The organism is Thermococcus sp. (assembly GCF_027011145.1).
Classification (GTDB): domain Archaea; phylum Methanobacteriota_B; class Thermococci; order Thermococcales; family Thermococcaceae; genus Thermococcus.
Map to the genome: position 1 here is coordinate 1 of NZ_JALVAO010000040.1, position 19,042 is coordinate 19,042.

Consider the following 19,042-nt stretch of genomic DNA (forward strand, 5'->3'; position numbering starts at 1 on the left):
CGAAGTGAATTCTGCCCTTGACTTCAACGGCGAAGCGGTCGCCCATCCTCTGTATCTTCGGCTCGCTTCCGTCTCTACCGAGAATGAACTTGACGCCGAGCTTTTCGGAGCGCCTCTTGAGGTAGGCAAAGTCGAAGTTGTCGCCGTTGTATGTTATGAGGACATCCGGGTCCTTCTCCTTGACGACCTTGAGAAAACGCTTTATCATCTCCTTCTCCGTTGAAACTACGTCAACGTAGGGCAGGTCAACCTTTTTCCAGGTTATAACCCTCGCTCCCTCTTCGTCGGCGTAGCTTATCATCAGAATTGGCCCCTCTGCAAACTCCTCACCTTCGTGGTAGAGCGTCTCGATGTCGAAGGCGAGCATTTTAAGCTCCTCATCGCCCTCCATCGGGATTAAGCCCTTGTCAATGAGGTAGCGCTTGGCAAAGGGAATGTCGTACTCGTAGATGTCTATGACAGCTGGATGCTCCCTTATCTTGTCCCTGATTGCCGGAACGTCCTGGGGGTGAGTAAAATAGAGCTTCCACACCTCTATCGGCCTGCCGAGGAACTTCCTCTTAACCTTCTCGGCGCGCTTTACCTTGACTACCGTTCCGTGCCTCTTGGCGATTATCTTTTTGACTTCCTCAATCGCTGAATCGTCTTTTAGGAGCGCGTAGAAGTAGGGCTCAAAGTTTCTGTCGTACTCGATTTTAAACTCGCCGTTCTCCTTTTTGAATATCCTTATGACCGGCCTCCCACCTTCTGTGATGTAATCAGTGTCGAGAATCATTAACTTACACCCGAAAATTTTTGTGAGTATATCCTAATAAACCTCACCACCACCTTTTTAAACTTCCCAGCAAAGGGCCGAGCATGGAGCTGTTTTATAGGATAAGCTTTCAGGAGGTAGTTGCGGACGCTTTAAGCTTAGTTGAGGAGCGTGAGCTCTCTTCCAAGCACGCCCTCGAGAGGGTCTTCAGGAAAGTGGCAGGAAGGGACCGTGAAAAGGCGCGCGGTTTGGCCCACGCTTACGTCTTCGAGATTGAGAAGTGGCGCGCTAAAATAGACTTCATAATCAACTCGGTTTTGAAGGGCTCAACGATTGAAGATTTGGACCCCTATCTGGCGAACCTCCTTCGTATAGGGACGTTTGAGATACACTTCCGGAAGGTTCCGCCAGCGATAGCGACAGACTCTATAATCCGTGTCGTCAAGGAGCGCTTTGACTTCAGCAGGGCAAAATTTGTAAACGCTCTGATGCACTCTATAGAGAAGTTCGACGTCGAGAAAGCGTTGAAAAGGCTGAAAGAGAAGGACAGAATAGCGTGGTTGAGCGTTCGCTTCTCCCACCCGCGCTGGTATGTTGAATACGTCATAGACTTGCTCGGCTACGACGAGGCCGTTCGCTTGCTCCTCAGCAACAACAGACCCCAGCGCTACTACGTCAGGGCCAACACGCTGAAGACTGACGTTGATTCTCTCAGAGATTACCTTGAGGAGAATGGCGTTAGAACTGCTCTGACTCCGGTTCCCGACGTTTTGAAAGTCCTCGAATACAAGACTCCTGTCACGAGGCTTGACTGGTACAAAGAAGGGAAGTTCGTGATTCAGGATTTGGCTAGTGCCTACGTCGCCCACGTCTTGAATCCGGAGCCGGGCGAGAGGGTTCTTGACCTAGCGGCCGCGCCGGGGAGTAAAACCTTCCACGCCGCGGCGCTTATGGAGAACAGGGGCGAAATAGTGGCGGTTGATTATTCCTACGACCGCTTAATGAGAATGAAGGAGAAAATGAAACTTCTGGGAATCAAAAACGTCAGGCTCGTTCATGCGGACGGCCAGAGCTTCAAAGATAAAGCCAAATTCGACAGAATAATCCTTGATGCGCCGTGTTCAAGCTCCGGGACTTACAGGCAGTTTCCGGAGGTAAAGTGGCGCTTTGATGAAAAAAAGATTAAGCGCATCATAAGCGTCCAGAGGAATATGCTCAAAAACGCGTACGAGAATCTCCGCGAGGATGGCGAGATGACATACTCGACGTGCTCGATTAGAGTTGATGAAGACGAAGAAAACGTCCTCTTCGCCGTTGAACGGGTCGGGCTGGAGCTGATAAAGGAGAGCTTCAGCTGGGGGGATAGAGGCTTTCTCGAAATAGGGGATAAGGTCTTCCGTGCTTGGACCCACAGACACGACTGCAACGGGTTTTTCATAGCGAAGATGAGGAAAAGGTAACCTTAGGCTTTAACAGTCTCAGTTTGGGAAAATACTTTTAACCAAAAAAGCAATAATAACACGGGTGATAATGAATGAACGACACTATCCGAGGTGTGGTGTATTCGACACTGCTTTCGGCAGTTATGTTGATGTATTTCCTGAGGGAATTAAAGGCCTCAACGGTCCAAGCGATAGGGCTATCAACAGTTGTATTTGTTGTGTTTTTAGCAGTCTGGCTCGCGAGAAAGGAAACGACGAACAAAACTAAAAGGGCCATTGCTTTAATCGGCCTAATAGCCATCCTTTCCCTAGCTCTAGTGCCTATCAGCGTTCCCTTCGCCATTAACACGTTCATCACCTTTACTGCAGGTGCATTTGCCCTGATTTACAGGGATGAACTTCTAAAGGGAATGCCGGCATTTATGTACGGATGGATCGGTGCGGGCATTGGCTTCATACTGGCCATAATTGTTGTTCCCAGAGTGGTTGCTGGGGACGTTGAGAGGGCCTTCGCGTTGGTGGGGCTTATGATCGTTTCAATGGTCGTTTTTCTGTTTCTGGGAAGGAAGCTCCACTACAGGCCCTTCAACAGGTATCCCAGCTACTAGATATTCTCTCATTCTTTTGATTTAACGGGTCAAAAACAGCGTAAAGGGTCATCAGGTAGTACAACGCCGTGTAGGCCACGGCTTCTCTTCTCCATACTTTTCAATCATTTTTGCACTCAGCTCACGCTGTTGAAGAGCTAGGGATTTAATTATTTAAGGGAAGACATTTTCGAGACTATCACTTACTATCGTTGCCTGTTCCAGTAATTGAACCAACCGTTTGGAAATGGAAAGGGTTAAAACCCTCCCCTCCAATTTTCACACATGGAGAGTGTGGCATCTAACTTTGACGAAGTCTTCGCCCTGGCTAATCTTTTCAGAGCTGGCTACTTTTCAAAAAAACCAAGAAAGAGGAAGCTAAAAGGCTCATGGAGGGAACTGCGTGAATACATCGAAGAGTACAGGGACGTTTCTGGACAGTAGCATCATAATCAATGCTATAGTCGAGACTGAGCTCACCAAGTTTACCGACAGAGTCTTTGAGCGGTTTCCCCTTATAACGTCTGAAACTGTCATAGACGAAAGTGTTTACGTAATAATTCGCAAGCTGTTCGCCGAAATGGGAGTCAAAAATCGCTTCGATGTCAAAAGAAAACTTCAAACTCCCGAGGGTGAGGAAATTATTGAAGAGGCGATAACACTCGTTACGGAGCTTATCGAGGAAAGGAATGTGGCAATAGTCAGGGATGCGGACATATACTTAACGCTCGCAACCATGAAGAAGTATTCGCTCCTTCCTCATGATGCTAAGATAATAGCCACGATGCTTCAAAACGGAATTAGGGAACTGGCAACATTCGATGAGGATTATAAAGTGGTCCAGGGAATTGTTTTGCTCCCCAGAGAATACTGGGAAAAGAAGAAAGATTAAACCAACGGCTTCCTCCTAACGGGGCCCCTTGGGTACTCCTCCTCGAATATCTCCGCTGTGAAGCGGTAGACCTTCGTGTCGGGGTCAAGCCAGCAGTCGGGTGGAAGGCCGGCCTTCCAGCAGGTCTGCGATAAAAACTCCTCCTCGTCCCAGCCCCACTCGATGGGCACCTGCGGGAGCAGTAGCCCGGAGTAAATGCCTTTCTCGATTATCAGCCCGTCCCTGCCGACCTTTATCTTCTTGGGCCTCTCCTCCGGCGGACCTTCGATAGGTTCTGGAGGCGTTAAAACGCTCACCTCGACGACGATATCGTCAAGCTCGCTCTCCCTCACCGGAGGAAAGCGCGGATCATCTACAGCCGCGTAGATTGCCGCCTTTATGGTAGCCTCGACCAACGGGTAAATCGGGAGCGGGAAGCCTATGCAACCCCTCAGGGCCATCTGCGGGGGAACGTTGTGCCTGTTGAGCGTTACGAAGACGCCCATCTTCTCCCATAGCTCCGGGGGGGTGTCTTCTGGTGGTTTTATCACCCTTCCGTACCTCACGTATTCCTCAACGGCTTTTCTCGCGAGCCTGACGAGGAACTCGCCCCACTCGTCCTTTATTCGGTACATCTTTCCTCACCCTTTAAAATTACCTCACGTTAGTTTATTAACCTATCGCAACCCTTAAATTACTGCCGATAGAGATTAAAGCGGGTGTCGAAGGTGGTCATCGTTGAGTTCGTGGTTGTGCCCCTCGGGGAGAAGAGTCTCAGCAGGTACGTTGCGGAGGTGATAAAGCTTTTAGAGAGGAAGGGCGTTAAATACCAGTTGACACCCATGGCTACAATCATCGAGACCGAGACTGTAAGAGAGGCCCTTCAGATAATCGAAGAGGCGCACGAGCTCATGTTTAAACTCGGCGCCGAGAGGGTTTCAACCACAATCAGGATTGACGACCGCAGGGACAAGGAAAGGCACATGGAGGACAAGGTAAAATCCGTGATGGAAAAGGTCAGGGGTGGTTGAGATTAGGGTTCTCGTTCTGGCTATTGACCGAGACGACGACTTCGGGAAGAAGGCGGGCGTTAAGGGGCCGGTCATCGGGCGAGAGGTCTGTATAGACGCAGCCTTAAAGCTCAGCCTGGCAGATCCGGAAGACAGCGATGCCAACGTTGTTTACGCCGCCGTTAAGCTCGCCGATGAGCTCAAAGAAAAGGGGGAGTTCGACGAAGTTGAAGTTGCGATAATAACCGGTCACCCGAAGGTTGGGCTAAAGAGCGATATGGAGCTGGCAAGGCAACTTGAGGAAGTCCTCAAGGTCTTCCCGGCTGATGGCGTCATTCCCGTAACTGACGGCGCCGAGGACGAGCAGATTTTCCCGATAATAACTTCCAGGGTGCCGATAATAACATCTCATCGCGTTGTGGTCAAGCAGAGCCCGGGTATAGAAACCACGTGGTACATCATAGTGAAGTACCTTAAGGAAATTCTGAGCGACCCGGAGGTCGCGAGGGTTGTCTTTGGAATCCCCGGTTTGATGGCGTTGCTCTATGGAATAGCCAAACTTGTTGGTGTCTGGTATCCCGAGAGCGAGAAGATAGTCTCAACGGTAATATGGGGAACCGTTCTCCTCATAATCGGTGGAATCTTCTTCGCCAAGGGCTTTAACTTCAGTCTGGGTAGTGTGGTATCCTCCCTGCGGAAGGCAGTAGTTGAGCAGTTCGTTGTGGTTCTGTCTTTCGTTGCCGGAATCCTTATAATAATAAGTGGGGCAATTAACGCCTATCTCAACCTCGAAAGCTACTCCCTGAAACTGATAGGTAGTTACCCCGGGACGTCTTTACTTGCAACCCTGATTTATCTTAATGCACTGTCAGCTTCCATCGCCTTGGGAATAGCCGTCATGATGGCCGGAAGGGTAATCCAGGCTTACCTCAAGAGGGACCACCACATCTGGTACTATGCCTCTGCCCTTCTCATGACCCCCGCTTTGTGGGTGACGATTGACCTAACTACCCGGTATGCTTTAGCTATACTCACGATTTCTGATATCGATGTCTTCCAGAAGTTGCTCTTTGCTATATTTGATGTTGCCCTTGCAGTCGTGATTGGTGTCTATCTCAGGGGAAAAGTTAGAGGGTGGGTAAAAGTTGAAACTGGAGGAAGCGATACGAAAATACGAACTAAGGCGTGAAGAAGGCCTAAGACGGGCCGAAAAGCTCAGAAAAAAATACAACAAGTGGCTTGAAAAGAAGAAACGGGAACTTTTGAAGGCCCTTGAAAGGCTTGAAAGGGCCCGACCTCCAAAGAAAGTCGATGAGAGGTTGCTCCAGATTGTTGAGGCCGATAGGAGAAACTATGTAAGCGCGATGAGACACGCCTTGGAAGGCATTCGAACAATGGAGGAACTTGGAAAACGGCTCTCGGACCTCTCAAAGATTCATCTTGACTATGGGAAGCACGTCATGATTCTCTTCGAGAAGGAGGTATACGCCATAAACTCTATCCTAAAGGAGCTCAGTGAAGGTTATTCAGAGTTCATGAAGCAACTCGTGAAGGTCCTTCCCCCCGAAATAGAGGTCTCTACAAAGCTGGAAGAGTTAAAAAGAACCCATGAGGAGTTCGTTGAGAAAAAGAAAAGGCTGATTGAACTTGCAGGGCGAGTCGAGGGGGAGAGGAAGAAAGTGGAAGAAGTTCTGTCATCAAAGGAATTCCGCGATATTGAGAAGGAAATCAACGCTGTTTCGGGAAGAATTCGCTCCATAGAACTTGAACTCCGCTCGAAGGTTTCAAAGCTCCAGAAGCCCCTCAAAAGAATGAGGCTCGGAGGAATAGCCGATGAAATCGCCAGGGACAGCGGGGTTGCTCTCGAAAAGCCTGATGAGTTCATTTCGCTCCTCAAGTCTGTATACCCCCGTCTCGACGGAAAGGCCAGAAAATCCGCGGAGTGGTTGCTTGCCAATTTTGAATCGGAGCTTTTGGAGATAAGCAAACTCAAGAGAGAGCTTGTTGAGCTTGAGGAACGGAAAAAGAATGTAGTTGAGAGTATTAAACCCGTTCGTGAAGAACTCGGCTCTTTGGAGAGGGAACTCGCCGTGATTTCCGAGGAACTTCATAAGCTCGAAAAGAAGCTCTCAAAAATTGAGAAAGAGCTCGAAGGTGAGTTGAACAAGCTGGAAGAATACCTCGGCGAGAGAATCGAACGGTAGTCTTATAAGTTAGGCTTTCCTAATTATTTAGGGTGGTGAGGGATGTTCAGGGTGGATAGGCTACGCTTCGGAACGGCAGGAATACCGCTGTCAACCCCTAAGCGCTCAACGATAGACGGTATAATCCACGTCAGGAACCTTGGTCTGGATGCCATGGAGCTTGAGTTCGTCCGCGGGGTCAACATCAAACCCGAGCTGGCGAAGAAGATAAAGTACACCGCCAAAAAGCACGACGTTCTTCTAACGGCTCACGCGCCCTATTACATCAACCTCAATGCGAGCGAGAAAGCCAAAGTTGAAGCAAGCAAGAGGAGGATAATCCAGAGCGCCGAGAGGCTTCACCAGGCCGGTGGCTGGAGCGTCGTTTTCCACGCCGGTTATTACCTCAAGCAACCGAAGGAGAGCGTTTATCAGAGAATCCTTGAGGCCCTGAAGGACGTGCAGAGGGAACTGATGGACAAAGGTGTTAAGGTATGGCTCAGGCCGGAACTCACGGGAAAGCCGACCCAGTTCGGCGAGCTGAGGGAGATAGTAAAGCTGAGCGAAGAACTGGAGATGGTTCTCCCCGCCATAGACTTCGCCCACGCCCATGCGAGAAACAAAGGAAAGTGCAACTCCGTCGAGGAATGGCGCGAGATGCTGGCGTTCATTGAGGACAGGCTCGGTAGGGAAGCCCTCGACAACATGCACATCCACATGTCCGGTATAGAGTACACTGAGAAGGGCGAGAAAAGACACCTACCCCTCAGGGAGAGTGACATGAGGTGGGAGGACTTACTCCGCGTTCTGAAGGAGTTTAGGGTAAAAGGCGTCGTCATAAGCGAGAGTCCCAACATTGAGGAAGATGCACTGCTCATGAAAAGGAAATACGAGGAGATAAAGGTCTAATCAGGCTCTCTCAACTACTCCGTGCTTTTCCAAAATTTCGAGGACCTCCTCAACCGGCAGGGCGTATCTGACATGACCGTTGCCCTCCATCGTCTTCGCCTGCAACAATGCGTTGATTATCGCTTCCTCGGTTGCTTCTGCGGTTGCTCTAAAGAGCCTGCTCAGTGCGTTGTCCGGGAGGAAGCTTACCATTTCTGGTTCTTTTCCAAATGGAACGCTCTGGGCTGTTGAGAACGCTAAAACGACGTCCCCGCTCCCGTGGTATGCGTAGCCACCGGTTCTTGCCAGGCCGATAACCGCTCTCTTCGCGAGCCTCTTCAACTGCCGGGCCGTCAGGGGGGCATCTGTGGCCACCACCATTGATATGCTCCCCCTTCCAGAGGTGCCCCTTCCCGGGTAGTCCTTCAGGTAGAGGCCAACGGGAATTCCGGCAATTGTTAAATCCTCCCTCCTACCGAAGTTTGCCAGAACGAGTGATGCAACTCTGTATTCCTCACCGCCAATCTCGACGACCCTCGACGAAGAGCCTATCCCGCCCTTGAACTCGAAGGCGCTCATTCCAGTGCCAGCCCCAACGGAGCCCTCCTTGAAGTCCAGTCTGGCATTTTTGAGGGCCTCAAAGTAATGCTCCTCCCTAACGGCCATCTTCCGGACGTTGTTGAGATAAGAGTCGTTGCACTCCATAACGACCGGAGAGACGCTCTTCAAATCTTGATTGAGTTCAACCATGTGCTTAACCACCGCACTAGCAACGATATAGACGCTCAGCGTGTTTGTCAGAGCTATTGGCGTCTCGATGTAGCCGAGTTCCTCAACCTGAATGAAGCCTATCGGTTTTGAGAAGCCGTTCATGACGAAGGTTGCCGAGAAAAGCCTCTCCCTGTAGGGGTTCTTTACAGGCGGAAGGAGAACGGTAACGCCCGTCCTTACGTCGTTATCCTCTATTAGCGTTGCGTGACCGACCTTAACGCCTAAATCCGCCATGGAGTTCCTTTTCCCGTGCTCGTAGAGGCCGATTTTTATTCCCAGCTCGGGGGCCTTCATGGTACCCACCCAGTTTACCTTGGAAAAGAAGATTTAACAAACTTGTCCAATCAACGCTTATAAAGATGCAAAACCGAGTTGTGACCATGAAACTCAGGACTGGTTGCCTCATCGCGGTTCCCTCCCTTGCCTTCCTCCTGATTTTCTTCTACCTGCCCCTAGCCGATATCCTACGGCTGGGCCTCTGGGAAGACGGCCCGACGTTACGGTTTATCTCATCCGTTTTGAGCAACTCCTACCACCGCTGGGTTATCCTCTTCACAATCGGTCAGGCCGTGGCGTCGACCATTTTGACTCTCCTAATTGGACTTCCGGGAGCTTACATCTTTGCCAAGTACGACTTCCCGGGAAAGAGGCTAATCCGGGCCCTTCTGACGGTTCCATTCGTAATGCCCGGCATAATGGTGGCCCTTGGATTTATCCTCCTCTTCGGAAAGGACGGGTTCATAGCACACCTGATAGGCCATGACCCCGGGATAATCTACACCTGGAAGGCAATTCTTTTGGCCCACGCATTCTACAACTTTCCGATTGTTGTTAGAATGGTCTCGTCGCTCTGGCAGAGGGTCAATCCCCACTACGAGGAGATGGCCAAAACGCTCGGCGCGAGGGGCTTTAAGCTCTTCTGGAAGGTCACCCTGCCCTTAATCTCGCCGGCGATATTTGCATCCGCAATGCTTACCTTCGTCTTCTGCTTCCTGAGCTTTTCCGTTCCCCTAATCCTCGGTGGTTACCGCTACGTTACAATGGAGGTTGACATCTTCTCGACGGTGATGACGCTCCTTGATTTCAGAACAGGCGCGGCCCTAGCAGTTATTCAGATAGCCCTCAGCGCGCTCTTCATGTACATATACCTTCGTTCCCTCGATGCCTACTCAAAAAGGGAAGAGCAGAGGGTTCTCCAGAGGCCGGCGAGACTTACACGTGAAGACCTTTTCAGCCTCGAGGGACTGGGAATAATCCTATATTCCACTCTCGTTTTCGTCTTCATCGTCGCTCCCCTGATTGCTATAGTATACGATTCCCTTCTCTATAACGGTCATCTGAGCCTTGAGAACTACCGCAGGGTTTTTTCCCCCGAGTATAACCCGATGTTCGGAATCTCTACTCTCGGAACGATTAAAAACTCCCTCCTCTTCGGCTTCACAACCGTTGTCCTCTCAATCCTAATAGCCCTTCCTCTGGCGTATTTCCTCAACCGCTACGATTTCAGGGGGAAAAGGGTTCTCGACGTTTTCGTAATGCTCCCTCTTGCGAGCTCACCAGTAACGGTTGCCCTCGGCTACATCATGGCTTTCCAGTCAACACCTCTCTACTACACCTTCTGGATTGTGGCGATAGCGCATTCCGTGATTGCTTACCCCTTCGTCTTCCGCTCCCTTTCAACGGGGCTCGGTAAGATAAAACGGAACCTGCGCGAGGCGGCCTTAACCCTCGGGGCCAATGAGTGGAGGGCCTTTTTAAAGGTCGAGCTCCCCCTCGCCTTCGGAAGCCTCCTCGTCGGGGCAATCTTTGCCTTCGCGATGAGCATTGCCGAGCTCGGCGCGACCTACATGCTTGCCAAGCCCGAATACACGACCATGAGCCTCGCGGTCTACAAGTTCCTGGGTGCGAGGCATTTTGGGAGTGCCTCGGCTTTATCCGTGCTCCTCATGCTAGTTTCGGCAGTTGGATTCCTGATAATAGAGAGGGTCGGTGAGGAGGTATGGTGAGTGTAGAGCTAAGAAACGTTGAAAAGCGCTGGGAGGGTTTTGAACTTCACGTTGACCTCTCCGTTAAAGACGGCGAGCTTCTCACTTTCCTCGGCCCGAGCGGTTGCGGAAAGACGACGACGCTGAGGATAATAGCGGGCCTTGAGAGGCCCGACTCCGGGAAGGTTCTCTTCAGTGGGAGGGACGTTACCGAACTGGAACCCTACGAGAGGAACATTGGCATAGTTTTCCAGGATTACGCGCTCTTTCCGCACATGACCGTGTTTAAAAACATCGCCTTCGGCCTCGAGATGAGAAAGCTTCCAAGGGCTGAAATCGAAAAAAGAGTGAAGTGGGCCCTTGAGCTCGTGGGTTTGAGGGGGTTTGAGAACCGCTATCCCGAACAGCTCTCCGGTGGACAGCAACAGAGGGTTGCACTTGCCAGGGCCCTCGTCGTTGAGCCGGAGGTTCTCCTCCTCGATGAACCGCTCAGCAACCTCGACGCCAAGATAAGGGAACGTTTGCGGTCGGAAATACGAAGAATCCAGCGTGAGCTCGGCATAACGACGATTTACGTTACCCACGACCAGGAAGAGGCTATGGCGATAAGCGATAGGATAGCCGTCATGAACGTCGGAACCGTTGAACAGGTCGGAAAACCTCTGGAGCTCTATTACAGGCCAAGAACAGAGTTCGTGGCACGTTTTCTCGGGACGGGTAACATACTGGAGCTCGAAGCCGAGAATGGAGTTGCGAGGCTCGGAAACCTTGAGTTCCGTGTTGGTACTAACGGAAAGGTTAGGGTGTTCTTCAGGCCGGAGAGCGTTATTATCACCGAGGGAAACGATGGGAAGGTCGTTGACTACGAGCTCCTTCCCGGCAGAATGAGGCTCTACCTCGATGTTGAGGGCCGTTCAATAATCGCCGAGCGCCCCCTGCCGGATTTGCCATTCGAACCGAATCACGTCCCTTCGAGGGTTGGGATAGTTGTAAGGTCTTTCTCCCTCCTCGGTTTGTAACAAATTTATGTTAAAAAAAGCTTTATAAATTCCAAATATAGCCTTTTTTGTGTCAATTAGGGGGGACGCTCATGAGATGGTTTGAGGAGTACTTCCAGTTTGGAAGGTATGGAACCAACATGAGAACTGAAATCCTTGCCGGCGTGACAACTTTCCTCACAATGGCGTATATCCTCTTTGTGAATCCCCAGATACTCAGCGCTGCAATGGGTAAAGATGCGTTTAATTCGCTCGTCGCGGTTACTGCGCTCTCTGCTGGCATAACGACGATTATCATGGGCCTTTACGCCAGAAAGCCCTTCGCCCTCGCCCCGGGAATGGGACTCAACGCGTACTTCGCCTATACGGTTGCCCCCAAATACGGCTGGAGGGTTGCCCTCGCGGCAGTTTTTGTGGAGGGCTTGATTTTCATAGCGCTCACGCTGACAAGGGTCAGGAGTGCAGTAATCCATGCAATTCCAAAGAGCCAGAAGTACGCCATCGGTGCCGGAATAGGTCTGTTTCTCACACTAATTGGCCTGAACGACGTTGGAATCCTCTCGGCTCAGGTGGAGGGATCGAAGAACGCTATAATATCCCTCGGAAAGACCGTCCTCCTTTCGGGAACACTCAAGTTTACCGGACTTAACACGAGCGTTCTGCTTTCAAAACAGGTTCTCCTGTTCCTCTTTGGTCTCCTCCTAACTGGCGTTCTCATAGCTATGCGCATCAAGGGTGCCCTCCTGATATCAATCCTGACGACAAGCGTTCTCGGCTGGATTACCGGAGCGGCACCTTGGCCGGAGAAACTGTTCTCGACACCCACAATAAGCTACACCTTCATGAAGATGGACCTCCACGGTCTCATTAACGCCGGGGCCCTTGGTGTCGTCTTTGCCTTCTTCATGGTGGACTTCTTCGATACCCTCGGAACGGTAACGGGTCTCAGCGCCAAGGCCGGCTTCCTCACCAAGGACGGCAAGGTTCCGGACGCGGAGAAGGTTCTCCTCACCGATGCGATAGGAACGACTCTCGGTGCCGTCCTCGGAACATCAACCGTTACCACCTACATCGAGAGCGCCGCTGGAATTGAGGAAGGCGGAAGGACGGGAATGACTGCCCTCGTCACGGGCCTGCTCTTCCTTGCGATAGGACTCTTTATTGCACCCTTGGCAAGTTCTATTCCAAGTTTTGCAACGGCCCCTGCACTGGTTATAGTCGGCTACTACATGCTCACCGCCCTTAAGGAGGTTGACTTCAGTGACCACACCGAAGCTTTACCCGCTTTCCTTGTGCTCATCACGATACCATACACATACTCAATAGCCGACGGAATAGGCGTTGGTTTCATAAGCTACACCCTTCTCAAGGTCTTCAGCGGCCGCTGGAAGGAAGTCCACCCGTTAATGTACATCTTGGCCCTGGTTTTTGTGGCCTACTTTGCCTACCTCGGAGGTCTCTTCTGATTTTTATTCCTTATTATGAAGAAGAGGAATCGGCCATTAAACGAAAAGCGTTAAAATCACTCGTCCAGTTTCTCTTTCAGAAACTGCTTGAGGACGTATGGGCACTGCTCCTGTATGAACTTCGCGAACTCCTTCATTCTCTTAACGGTTACCTCGCTCACGTAATGCTCGAACTGGCAGGCGTCGCGCTCCGCTATCTCGGGTGGGATTCCTAGTATGTCAACGAAGAACTTCGTCAGGAAGACGTGCTTTGAATAAGTTTCTTCGGCTATTTTTCTGCCTTCTTCCGTGAGAAGAATCCTGTCGTACTTCTCATACTCCACGAGGCCCTTTTCGGCGAGCTTCTTGAGGGCATCAACAACGCTCGGCGGTTTGACGTTCATTATCTTGGCTATGTCCTTCACCCTGATTACACCCTTGTTTTTGTGAAGGATGTACATTGCCTCCAGATACTCCTCCTCCCTCTTGCTGACATGCACGGCCCTCACCGGGTTAGGGTTGCCAAAAACCTTTAAGTAGTTTTCCCAAAACTTAAAAGTTTTAGGTAAATCGGCTATCGGTGGTGGCTATGGCACTTTACTTCATTGGCCTTGGGCTTTACGATGAGAAGGACATTACACTCAAGGGCCTCGAAGTGGTGAGGAAATGCGATAGAGTTTTTGCGGAGTTCTATACCTCACTCCTTGCTGGGACGAGTATAGACAGGATTGAAGAACTTGTAGGCAAGCCGATAGTGAGGCTAAACCGGGAAGACGTGGAGCTGAACTTTGAGAAAATCGTTCTTCCAGAGGCAAAGGAAAAGGACGTCGCATTTCTGACCGCCGGCGACCCGATGGTGGCGACGACACACCCCGACCTGAGGATTAGGGCCAAAAAAGCCGGAGTTGAGAGCTACGTTATCCACGCCCCGAGCATATACTCGGCGGTGGCAATCACGGGACTTCAGATTTACAAGTTCGGAAAGAGTGCCACAGTGGCCTATCCAGAGAAGAACTGGTTTCCGACGAGTCACTACGACGTCATAAAGGAGAACCGCGAGAGGGGCCTTCACACGCTCCTGTTCCTTGACATAAAGGCCGATAGAGGTAGGTACATGACGGCAAATGAGGCCATGGATATACTCCTGAAGGTCGAGGAGATGAAGAAAGCGGGGGTTTTTACACCCGAGACCCTCGTCGTGGTTCTGGCGAGGGCTGGCTCCCTGAACCCGACCATAAGGGCCGGTTACGTAAAGGACCTAATCAGCGAGGATTTTGGAAGACAGCCCCACGTCCTCATCGTTCCGGGAAGGCTCCACATAGTTGAGGCAGAATATTTGGTTGAGTTCGCCAATGCCCCAGAGGAGATTCTGGAGGACGTTTAGCGAAAGGTTTATATTTTTGTCCGCTCCCCATACTCCGGGCGGGCCCGTGGTCTAGTCTGGTTATGACGCCGCCCTCACGAGGCGGAGGTCCGGGGTTCGAAGCCCCGCGGGCCCACCAGTTACAAACTTCTCCTGCGCGAAGTTTGATCAAGGTTGGCATGTCATTTTTGAGGAATTGTAGTTTTAAGGGAGTTTATTCTTGTAGTTGCTTGTTTTGTTTGATGGAAAACCTGCTTTGAGTTTGAAATGTTTAGAGGACATGCAAACTTATTCTTGTTATTTTGGTGGAAGTTTATTTTTTGGTCAAACTTTGCAAAGCAAAGTTTGCTTGCTTGTGCAAGCGCTGGCGGAAGAGTAAATGCCTTTTTTAGATGAACATGCGGGTTTCTGGCCTATTGGCCATTTGTGAGTTTTTCTCTCTAGAAGAGCGTCCTTTGGACGCCAAAAACAAAGGTGAAACCCCTAAGAAGGCTTCGTTTAGTGTTAAACCCTAACTTGAGTTGCTTTTTGAGTAGTGCACGGCTAAGCTAATTTGCCCTTCTTGAATGGCAAGGGCCAATTTTTGGCCAAGCTTTGGGCAGGTATAGTTTGTTCACCTGCACGACGTTTGCTTTGCAAAAAAATTTTACACTTTCAACCCTAAAAAAGGGTTGCAGGGTTCGAAAGCCTTTTAAATAGTCTTCATAAGCTCCCTCCAGCTTAGGGGAGACAGTAGGGACAGGATGAGGGGAAATGGCCTGGCACGTCTTTATTCCCGATTCCCTGCTTGAAGAAACAGACGACCCGAAAATTCGAACATACAAGGTCGGACAGGTTGCAAGGGCCTGTGCAATATTTGGCGTCGAGCATATCTGGATTTACAGGGCCGGCGGGAGAGACGGAAAGTTCATAAAAACCGTCCTCGAGTACATGGAAACTCCCCAGTACCTCAGGAAGAGGCTGTTTCCCATAATGCCCGAGCTGAAATACATTGGCGTTGTCCCGCCCCTTAGAACGCCTCATCACAAACTCAAGGGAAAACCAAAGGTCGGCGAAATACGTGAGGGCTACGCCTTTCGAAAGGGGAAACGGGTTTACGCGGACATCGGCCTCGACGAGCTGGCAATTGTTGAAGGGAACGTGGAAGGCAGGGCAACGTTCAGGATCGTTTCAACGAGGCCTTTGAAGGTCGTGCTGGCGAAACCAGTGGAATATTGGGGTTACAGGGTTCATTTAAGTGGAAGGTCACTGGCGAAAACACTTAAAAAGGCTCATCTGGATTTGGCAATCGCGACCTCAAGGAAAGGTCGCGACGTGAGAAAGGTCCGTCTTCCCCCGCTCGATGGGGAAGTGGGTATTGCCTTTGGTTCGCCGAGGAAGGGTGTTATGGAACTCCTCGGCGGTGAGTACGACTTTGACTTCGTGCTCAACACGATTCCAAATCAGAAAACTAAAACCGTCCGTACTGAGGAGGCTCTCCTCGCCACGTTGGCGGTATTCAATCTCATGAGGAGGGATTGAGATGGGAAAAGTTCACAGACCAAGGAGAGGTTCACTCGCCTTCAGCCCGAGAAAGAGGGCTAAAAGCGTAGTTCCAAGAATCAAGAAGTGGCCGAAGGACAGTGAGGTCAGGATGTTGGGATTTGCTGGCTACAAGGCCGGAATGACCCACATCCTCATGATAGACGACAGCCCAGGACTTACCAAGGGGAAGGAAATATTCGTCCCTGTGACAATAGTCGAGGTTCCACCGCTCTTCGTCTACGGAATAAGGGCCTACAAGCAGGGTTACCTTGGGCTTGAGACTGCCACAGAGGTCTGGTTCCACGAGCTCAACGAGAACGTAAGGAGAAGGATAAAGACCCTGCCCAAGAACTACAATGAGGAAGCCTTTAAGGCCAAGCTCAGCCAGCTTGAGGAGCTTGTGGAGAGCGGTGAGATAGTTGATATCAGGCTTCTCGTCCACACCCAGCCTTGGCTCATCAAGCTCAAGAAGAAGCCGGAAGTCATGGAGTATGCCATTGGTGGCGACGACGTTAAGGCCAAGTTCGAGTACGCCAAGGAGAAGATAGGCAAGGAAATAAGGGCTAGCGAGGTTCTCCACGAGGGTGAACTCCTCGACGTCATAGCAGTCACGAAGGGTAAGGGAACCCAGGGGCCGGTTAAGAGATGGGGTGTTAAGGTTCAGTTCCACAAGGCCCAGCGTGCTGGGAAAGGTAGGCATGTTGGTAACCTCGGTCCTTGGCATCCAGCCCGCGTCATGTGGACCGTTCCACAGGCCGGTCAGATGGGCTTCCACCACAGAACCGAGTTCAACAAGAGGCTCATCGCGATAGGCGAGAACGGGAAGCTTGAGCTTAACGGCAACGAAATTGAGATAACCCCCAAGGGCGGCTTCCCGCACTATGGCATCGTAAGGAGCGACTTCCTCATGATTGAGGGTAGCGTTCCCGGTTCCTTCAAGAGGATAATTAGGGTTAGACCCGCCATAAGGCCACCCAAGAAGAAGCCGCCCGTTGAGAGGCCGCAGATAACCTACGTCAGTAGGGAGTCCAAGCAGTGAGGTGAGATAAATGAAGGTTAAGGTCTTTAACCTCGAAGGCGAGCCCGTTGAGGAGATAGAGCTCCCCAAGGTATTTAGCACACCCTTTAGACCCGACCTCATAAGGCGTGCAGTCATCGCTTCCTGGACCCACAGGATACAGCCCCAGGGAAGGGATCCGCAGGCCGGTAAGAGACGCGTCACTGAGAACATCGGAAAGGGCCACGGAATGGCGAGGGTCGAGAGGATAAAGACACCACCGAGGTTCGCGGCCTTCGTTCCCTTCGCTCGTGGTGGGAGGAGAACCCACCCGCCGAAGGTCGAGAAGATAATCTGGGAGGACATCAACAAGAAGGAGCGTAGGCTTGCTATAATGAGCGCCATCGCTGCCACCGCTAACCCCGACCTCGTGAAGGCAAGGGGGCACATTATAGACAACGTTCCAGCCTTCCCACTCGTCGTCGTTGACGACCTTGAGAAGGTCTTTAAGACGGCACAGACCAGGGAGATATTCAAGAAGCTCGGCGTCTGGGACGACATTGAGAGGGCCAAGAGGAACACCAAGATTCGCGCCGGAAAGGGTAAAATGCGTGGCAGGAGGTATAAGAAGGCCAAGGGCCCGCTCATCGTCGTGGCCAAGAACGAGGGCATCTTCCAGGGAGCGAGGAACCACCCGGGTGTCGATGTGGTCACCGTTGACAACCTCGGCGTTGAGTTGCTCGCCCCGGGAACCCACCCCGGAAGGCTTACCATCTGGACTAAAGGCGCTATAGAGAGGCTTAGGGAAATCTACGGGTGATGAGAGATGGACCCCTATAAGGTTATCATAAGGCCTCTCGTTACCGAGAAGGCCGTTTCGCTTATCGAGAGGGAGAACAAGCTCACCTTCATAGTTGACAGAAGAGCCACCAAGGCCGACATCAAGAGGGCCGTGGAAGAGATGTTCAACGTCAAGGTCGAAAAGGTCAACACCCTCATAACCATGAGGGGCGAGAAAAAGGCCTACGTCAAGCTCAAGCCCGAATACGATGCGAGTGAAGTGGCCGCGAGGTTGGGATTGTTCTGAGGTGATGTGATATGGGAAAGAGTCTCATCCAGCAGAGAAGGGGTAAGGGAACCACGACCTTTAGGGCTCCCTCTCACAGGTACAGGGGAGCCGTAAAATACGTTCCTCTCAACGTGACAAAGGATAAGACCATCAGGGGAATCGTCGAGGAAATCCTCCACGACCCTGGAAGAACCGCCCCGGTTGCTCGCGTTAAGTTCGAGGACGGAACCAAGAAGCTCATCCTTGCTCCTGAGGGAGTTCTCGTTGGACAGGAGGTCTACATTGGGCCCGAGGCTCCCATAGCGATAGGCAACACCCTTCCACTTGCCAAGATACCGGAGGGAACCTATGTTTACAACATTGAGGGAATTCCGGGCGACGGTGGAAAGTACGTTCGCGCTGGAGGAACATACGCCCTCGTCGTGAGCAGGGAGAAGGACAAGGTCATAGTCCAGCTCCCGAGCGGTGAGCTCAAGCAGTTCAAGCCCGAGTGCAGGGCAACGATAGGTGTCGTTGCCGGCGGTGGAAGGCTTGAGAAGCCAATCGTCAAGGCCGGTAAGGCCTACTACATCGCCAAAGCCAGAAACAGGTTCTGGCCGAAGCCCAGAGGTGTTAAGATGAACGCCGTCAACCACCCGCACGGTGGTAAGGAGCACCACATTGGTAGGCCTTCAACCGTTTCGAGGCGCGCTCCGCCCGGAAGGAAGGTCGGTCACATAGCCGCGAGAAGAACCGGTAGGAGGAAGTGAAGATGGCGAGAAAGAAGGAGTTTAGATACAGGGGTTATACCCTTGATGAGTTGCTCAACATGTCCCTTGAGGAGTTCGCCAAGCTCCTTCCGGCCAGGCAGAGGAGGAGCCTTAAGCGTGGTCTTTCCCCGGAGCAGAAGAAGCTCCTCAGGAAGATTCGCCTGGCTAAGAAGGGCAAGTACAACAAGCCTATAAGGACCCACAGCAGAGACATGGTCATTCTCCCTGAGATGGTCGGCATGACCATTCACGTCTACAACGGCAAGGAGTTCGTCCCAGTTCAGATTAAGGAGGAGATGATAGGCCACTACCTTGGTGAGTTCGCCATGACTAGAAAGGTTGTCCAGCATGGCTCACCGGGTGTCGGAGCTACCAGGTCCTCGATGTTCGTGGCAATCAAGTGAGG

21 protein-coding genes, 1 tRNA gene and 1 pseudogene are annotated in these 19,042 nt (G+C 51.5%); 19 read left to right on the forward strand and 4 right to left on the reverse strand.

Translation table 11 applies throughout. From position 1 onward, the window contains the following. Nucleotides 1–775 (reverse strand): annotated as a pseudogene (locus tag MVG27_RS04335) (DNA polymerase); the annotation flags it as partial. An 83-nt stretch (nucleotides 776–858) separates the two neighbouring features. Between MVG27_RS04335 and MVG27_RS04340 the strand changes: the two are divergent. From MVG27_RS04340 to MVG27_RS04355, 4 genes are all read left to right on the forward strand, one after another. Further along, nucleotides 859–2,214 (forward strand): RsmB/NOP family class I SAM-dependent RNA methyltransferase, encoded by a 1,356-nt coding sequence (locus MVG27_RS04340; protein ID WP_297549263.1) that lies wholly within the window; start codon nucleotides 859–861, stop codon nucleotides 2,212–2,214. 74 nt (nucleotides 2,215–2,288) lie between these two features. Next, nucleotides 2,289–2,804: a hypothetical protein gene (locus MVG27_RS04345; protein WP_297549265.1), complete on the forward strand. Its 516-nt coding sequence runs from the start codon at nucleotides 2,289–2,291 to the stop codon at nucleotides 2,802–2,804. Nucleotides 2,805–3,068: 264 nt separating this feature from the next. Then, nucleotides 3,069–3,227, forward strand: a complete 159-nt coding sequence (locus MVG27_RS04350; protein WP_297549267.1) for a hypothetical protein — start codon at nucleotides 3,069–3,071, stop codon at nucleotides 3,225–3,227. Next, nucleotides 3,187–3,675, forward strand: a complete 489-nt coding sequence (locus tag MVG27_RS04355) for a PIN domain-containing protein (RefSeq protein WP_297549269.1) — start codon at nucleotides 3,187–3,189, stop codon at nucleotides 3,673–3,675. The genes MVG27_RS04350 and MVG27_RS04355 overlap by 41 nt, the downstream gene beginning before the upstream one ends. Here MVG27_RS04355 and MVG27_RS04360 read toward each other — a convergent pair. Further along, nucleotides 3,672–4,289 carry a TIGR00296 family protein gene (locus MVG27_RS04360; protein WP_297549271.1) on the reverse strand — a complete coding sequence of 206 codons (618 nt, stop codon included), beginning with the start codon at nucleotides 4,287–4,289 and terminating at the stop codon, nucleotides 3,672–3,674. The genes MVG27_RS04355 and MVG27_RS04360 overlap by 4 nt on opposite strands. Nucleotides 4,290–4,382: 93 nt before the next feature. Between MVG27_RS04360 and MVG27_RS04365 the strand changes: the two genes are divergently transcribed. Genes MVG27_RS04365 through MVG27_RS04380 form a run of 4 tightly spaced genes read left to right on the forward strand, consistent with a single transcriptional unit; the run spans nucleotide 4,383 to nucleotide 7,756 of the window. Next, nucleotides 4,383–4,685: an MTH1187 family thiamine-binding protein gene (locus MVG27_RS04365; protein WP_297470863.1), complete on the forward strand. Its 303-nt coding sequence runs from the start codon at nucleotides 4,383–4,385 to the stop codon at nucleotides 4,683–4,685. Further along, nucleotides 4,678–5,853, forward strand: coding sequence for a DUF373 family protein (locus tag MVG27_RS04370; RefSeq protein WP_297556261.1), 1,176 nt, complete (start codon nucleotides 4,678–4,680; stop codon nucleotides 5,851–5,853). Before MVG27_RS04365 ends, MVG27_RS04370 begins: the two co-directional genes overlap by 8 nt. After that, nucleotides 5,810–6,868, forward strand: a complete 1,059-nt coding sequence (locus tag MVG27_RS04375; RefSeq protein WP_297549275.1) for a hypothetical protein — start codon at nucleotides 5,810–5,812, stop codon at nucleotides 6,866–6,868. Before MVG27_RS04370 ends, MVG27_RS04375 begins: the two co-directional genes overlap by 44 nt. Nucleotides 6,869–6,910: 42 nt before the next feature. Then, nucleotides 6,911–7,756, forward strand: a complete 846-nt coding sequence (locus tag MVG27_RS04380) for a deoxyribonuclease IV (RefSeq protein ID WP_297549277.1) — start codon at nucleotides 6,911–6,913, stop codon at nucleotides 7,754–7,756. Here MVG27_RS04380 and MVG27_RS04385 read toward each other — a convergent pair whose 3' ends face one another. Continuing rightward, on the reverse strand, nucleotides 7,757–8,800 hold the full coding sequence (locus MVG27_RS04385) for a P1 family peptidase (protein WP_297549279.1): 1,044 nt from the start codon (nucleotides 8,798–8,800) through the stop codon (nucleotides 7,757–7,759). A gap of 86 nt (nucleotides 8,801–8,886) precedes the next feature. Between MVG27_RS04385 and MVG27_RS04390 the strand changes: the two genes are divergently transcribed. The 3 genes from MVG27_RS04390 (at nucleotide 8,887) to MVG27_RS04400 (ending at nucleotide 12,955) form a co-directional block, all read left to right on the forward strand. After that, complete coding sequence (locus MVG27_RS04390; protein ID WP_297556263.1) at nucleotides 8,887–10,512, forward strand: iron ABC transporter permease; 1,626 nt, start codon at nucleotides 8,887–8,889, stop codon at nucleotides 10,510–10,512. Then, nucleotides 10,506–11,510: an ABC transporter ATP-binding protein gene (locus MVG27_RS04395; RefSeq protein ID WP_297549283.1), complete on the forward strand. Its 1,005-nt coding sequence runs from the start codon at nucleotides 10,506–10,508 to the stop codon at nucleotides 11,508–11,510. The genes MVG27_RS04390 and MVG27_RS04395 overlap by 7 nt, the downstream gene beginning before the upstream one ends. Before the next feature lie 71 nt (nucleotides 11,511–11,581). Continuing rightward, the gene (locus MVG27_RS04400) at nucleotides 11,582–12,955 is read left to right on the forward strand and encodes an NCS2 family permease (protein WP_297549285.1); all 1,374 of its coding nucleotides are present in this window, start codon (nucleotides 11,582–11,584) and stop codon (nucleotides 12,953–12,955) included. 56 nt (nucleotides 12,956–13,011) lie between these two features. Here the strand turns inward: MVG27_RS04400 and MVG27_RS04405 are convergent, their stop codons facing one another. After that, nucleotides 13,012–13,434 carry a metal-dependent transcriptional regulator gene (locus MVG27_RS04405; protein WP_297470350.1) on the reverse strand — a complete coding sequence of 141 codons (423 nt, stop codon included), beginning with the start codon at nucleotides 13,432–13,434 and terminating at the stop codon, nucleotides 13,012–13,014. 89 nt (nucleotides 13,435–13,523) lie between these two features. Here MVG27_RS04405 and dph5 point away from each other — a divergent pair, with 89 nt between their 5' ends. The 8 genes from dph5 (at nucleotide 13,524) to MVG27_RS04445 (ending at nucleotide 19,040) form a co-directional block, all read left to right on the forward strand. Next, on the forward strand, nucleotides 13,524–14,318 hold the full coding sequence (dph5, locus tag MVG27_RS04410) for a diphthine synthase (protein WP_297549337.1): 795 nt from the start codon (nucleotides 13,524–13,526) through the stop codon (nucleotides 14,316–14,318). A 40-nt stretch (nucleotides 14,319–14,358) separates the two neighbouring features. Then, nucleotides 14,359–14,436: transfer RNA gene (locus MVG27_RS04415), tRNA-Val, on the forward strand. 614 nt (nucleotides 14,437–15,050) lie between these two features. After that, entirely contained in the window at nucleotides 15,051–15,818 is a 768-nt protein-coding gene (locus tag MVG27_RS04420; protein ID WP_297549287.1) for a putative RNA uridine N3 methyltransferase, read from the forward strand. A gap of 1 nt (nucleotide 15,819) precedes the next feature. Beyond that, entirely contained in the window at nucleotides 15,820–16,860 is a 1,041-nt protein-coding gene (locus tag MVG27_RS04425; protein ID WP_297549289.1) for a 50S ribosomal protein L3, read from the forward strand. A 10-nt stretch (nucleotides 16,861–16,870) separates the two neighbouring features. Then, nucleotides 16,871–17,638: a 50S ribosomal protein L4 gene (rpl4p, locus tag MVG27_RS04430; RefSeq protein ID WP_297549292.1), complete on the forward strand. Its 768-nt coding sequence runs from the start codon at nucleotides 16,871–16,873 to the stop codon at nucleotides 17,636–17,638. A gap of 6 nt (nucleotides 17,639–17,644) precedes the next feature. Then, nucleotides 17,645–17,905, forward strand: coding sequence for a 50S ribosomal protein L23 (locus MVG27_RS04435; protein WP_297063587.1), 261 nt, complete (start codon nucleotides 17,645–17,647; stop codon nucleotides 17,903–17,905). Nucleotides 17,906–17,916: 11 nt separating this feature from the next. Then, the gene (locus MVG27_RS04440; RefSeq protein WP_297549294.1) at nucleotides 17,917–18,636 is read left to right on the forward strand and encodes a 50S ribosomal protein L2; all 720 of its coding nucleotides are present in this window, start codon (nucleotides 17,917–17,919) and stop codon (nucleotides 18,634–18,636) included. A 2-nt stretch (nucleotides 18,637–18,638) separates the two neighbouring features. Further along, on the forward strand, nucleotides 18,639–19,040 hold the full coding sequence (locus tag MVG27_RS04445; protein WP_297063679.1) for a 30S ribosomal protein S19: 402 nt from the start codon (nucleotides 18,639–18,641) through the stop codon (nucleotides 19,038–19,040). The last annotated feature ends 2 nt before the right edge of the window (nucleotides 19,041–19,042 follow it).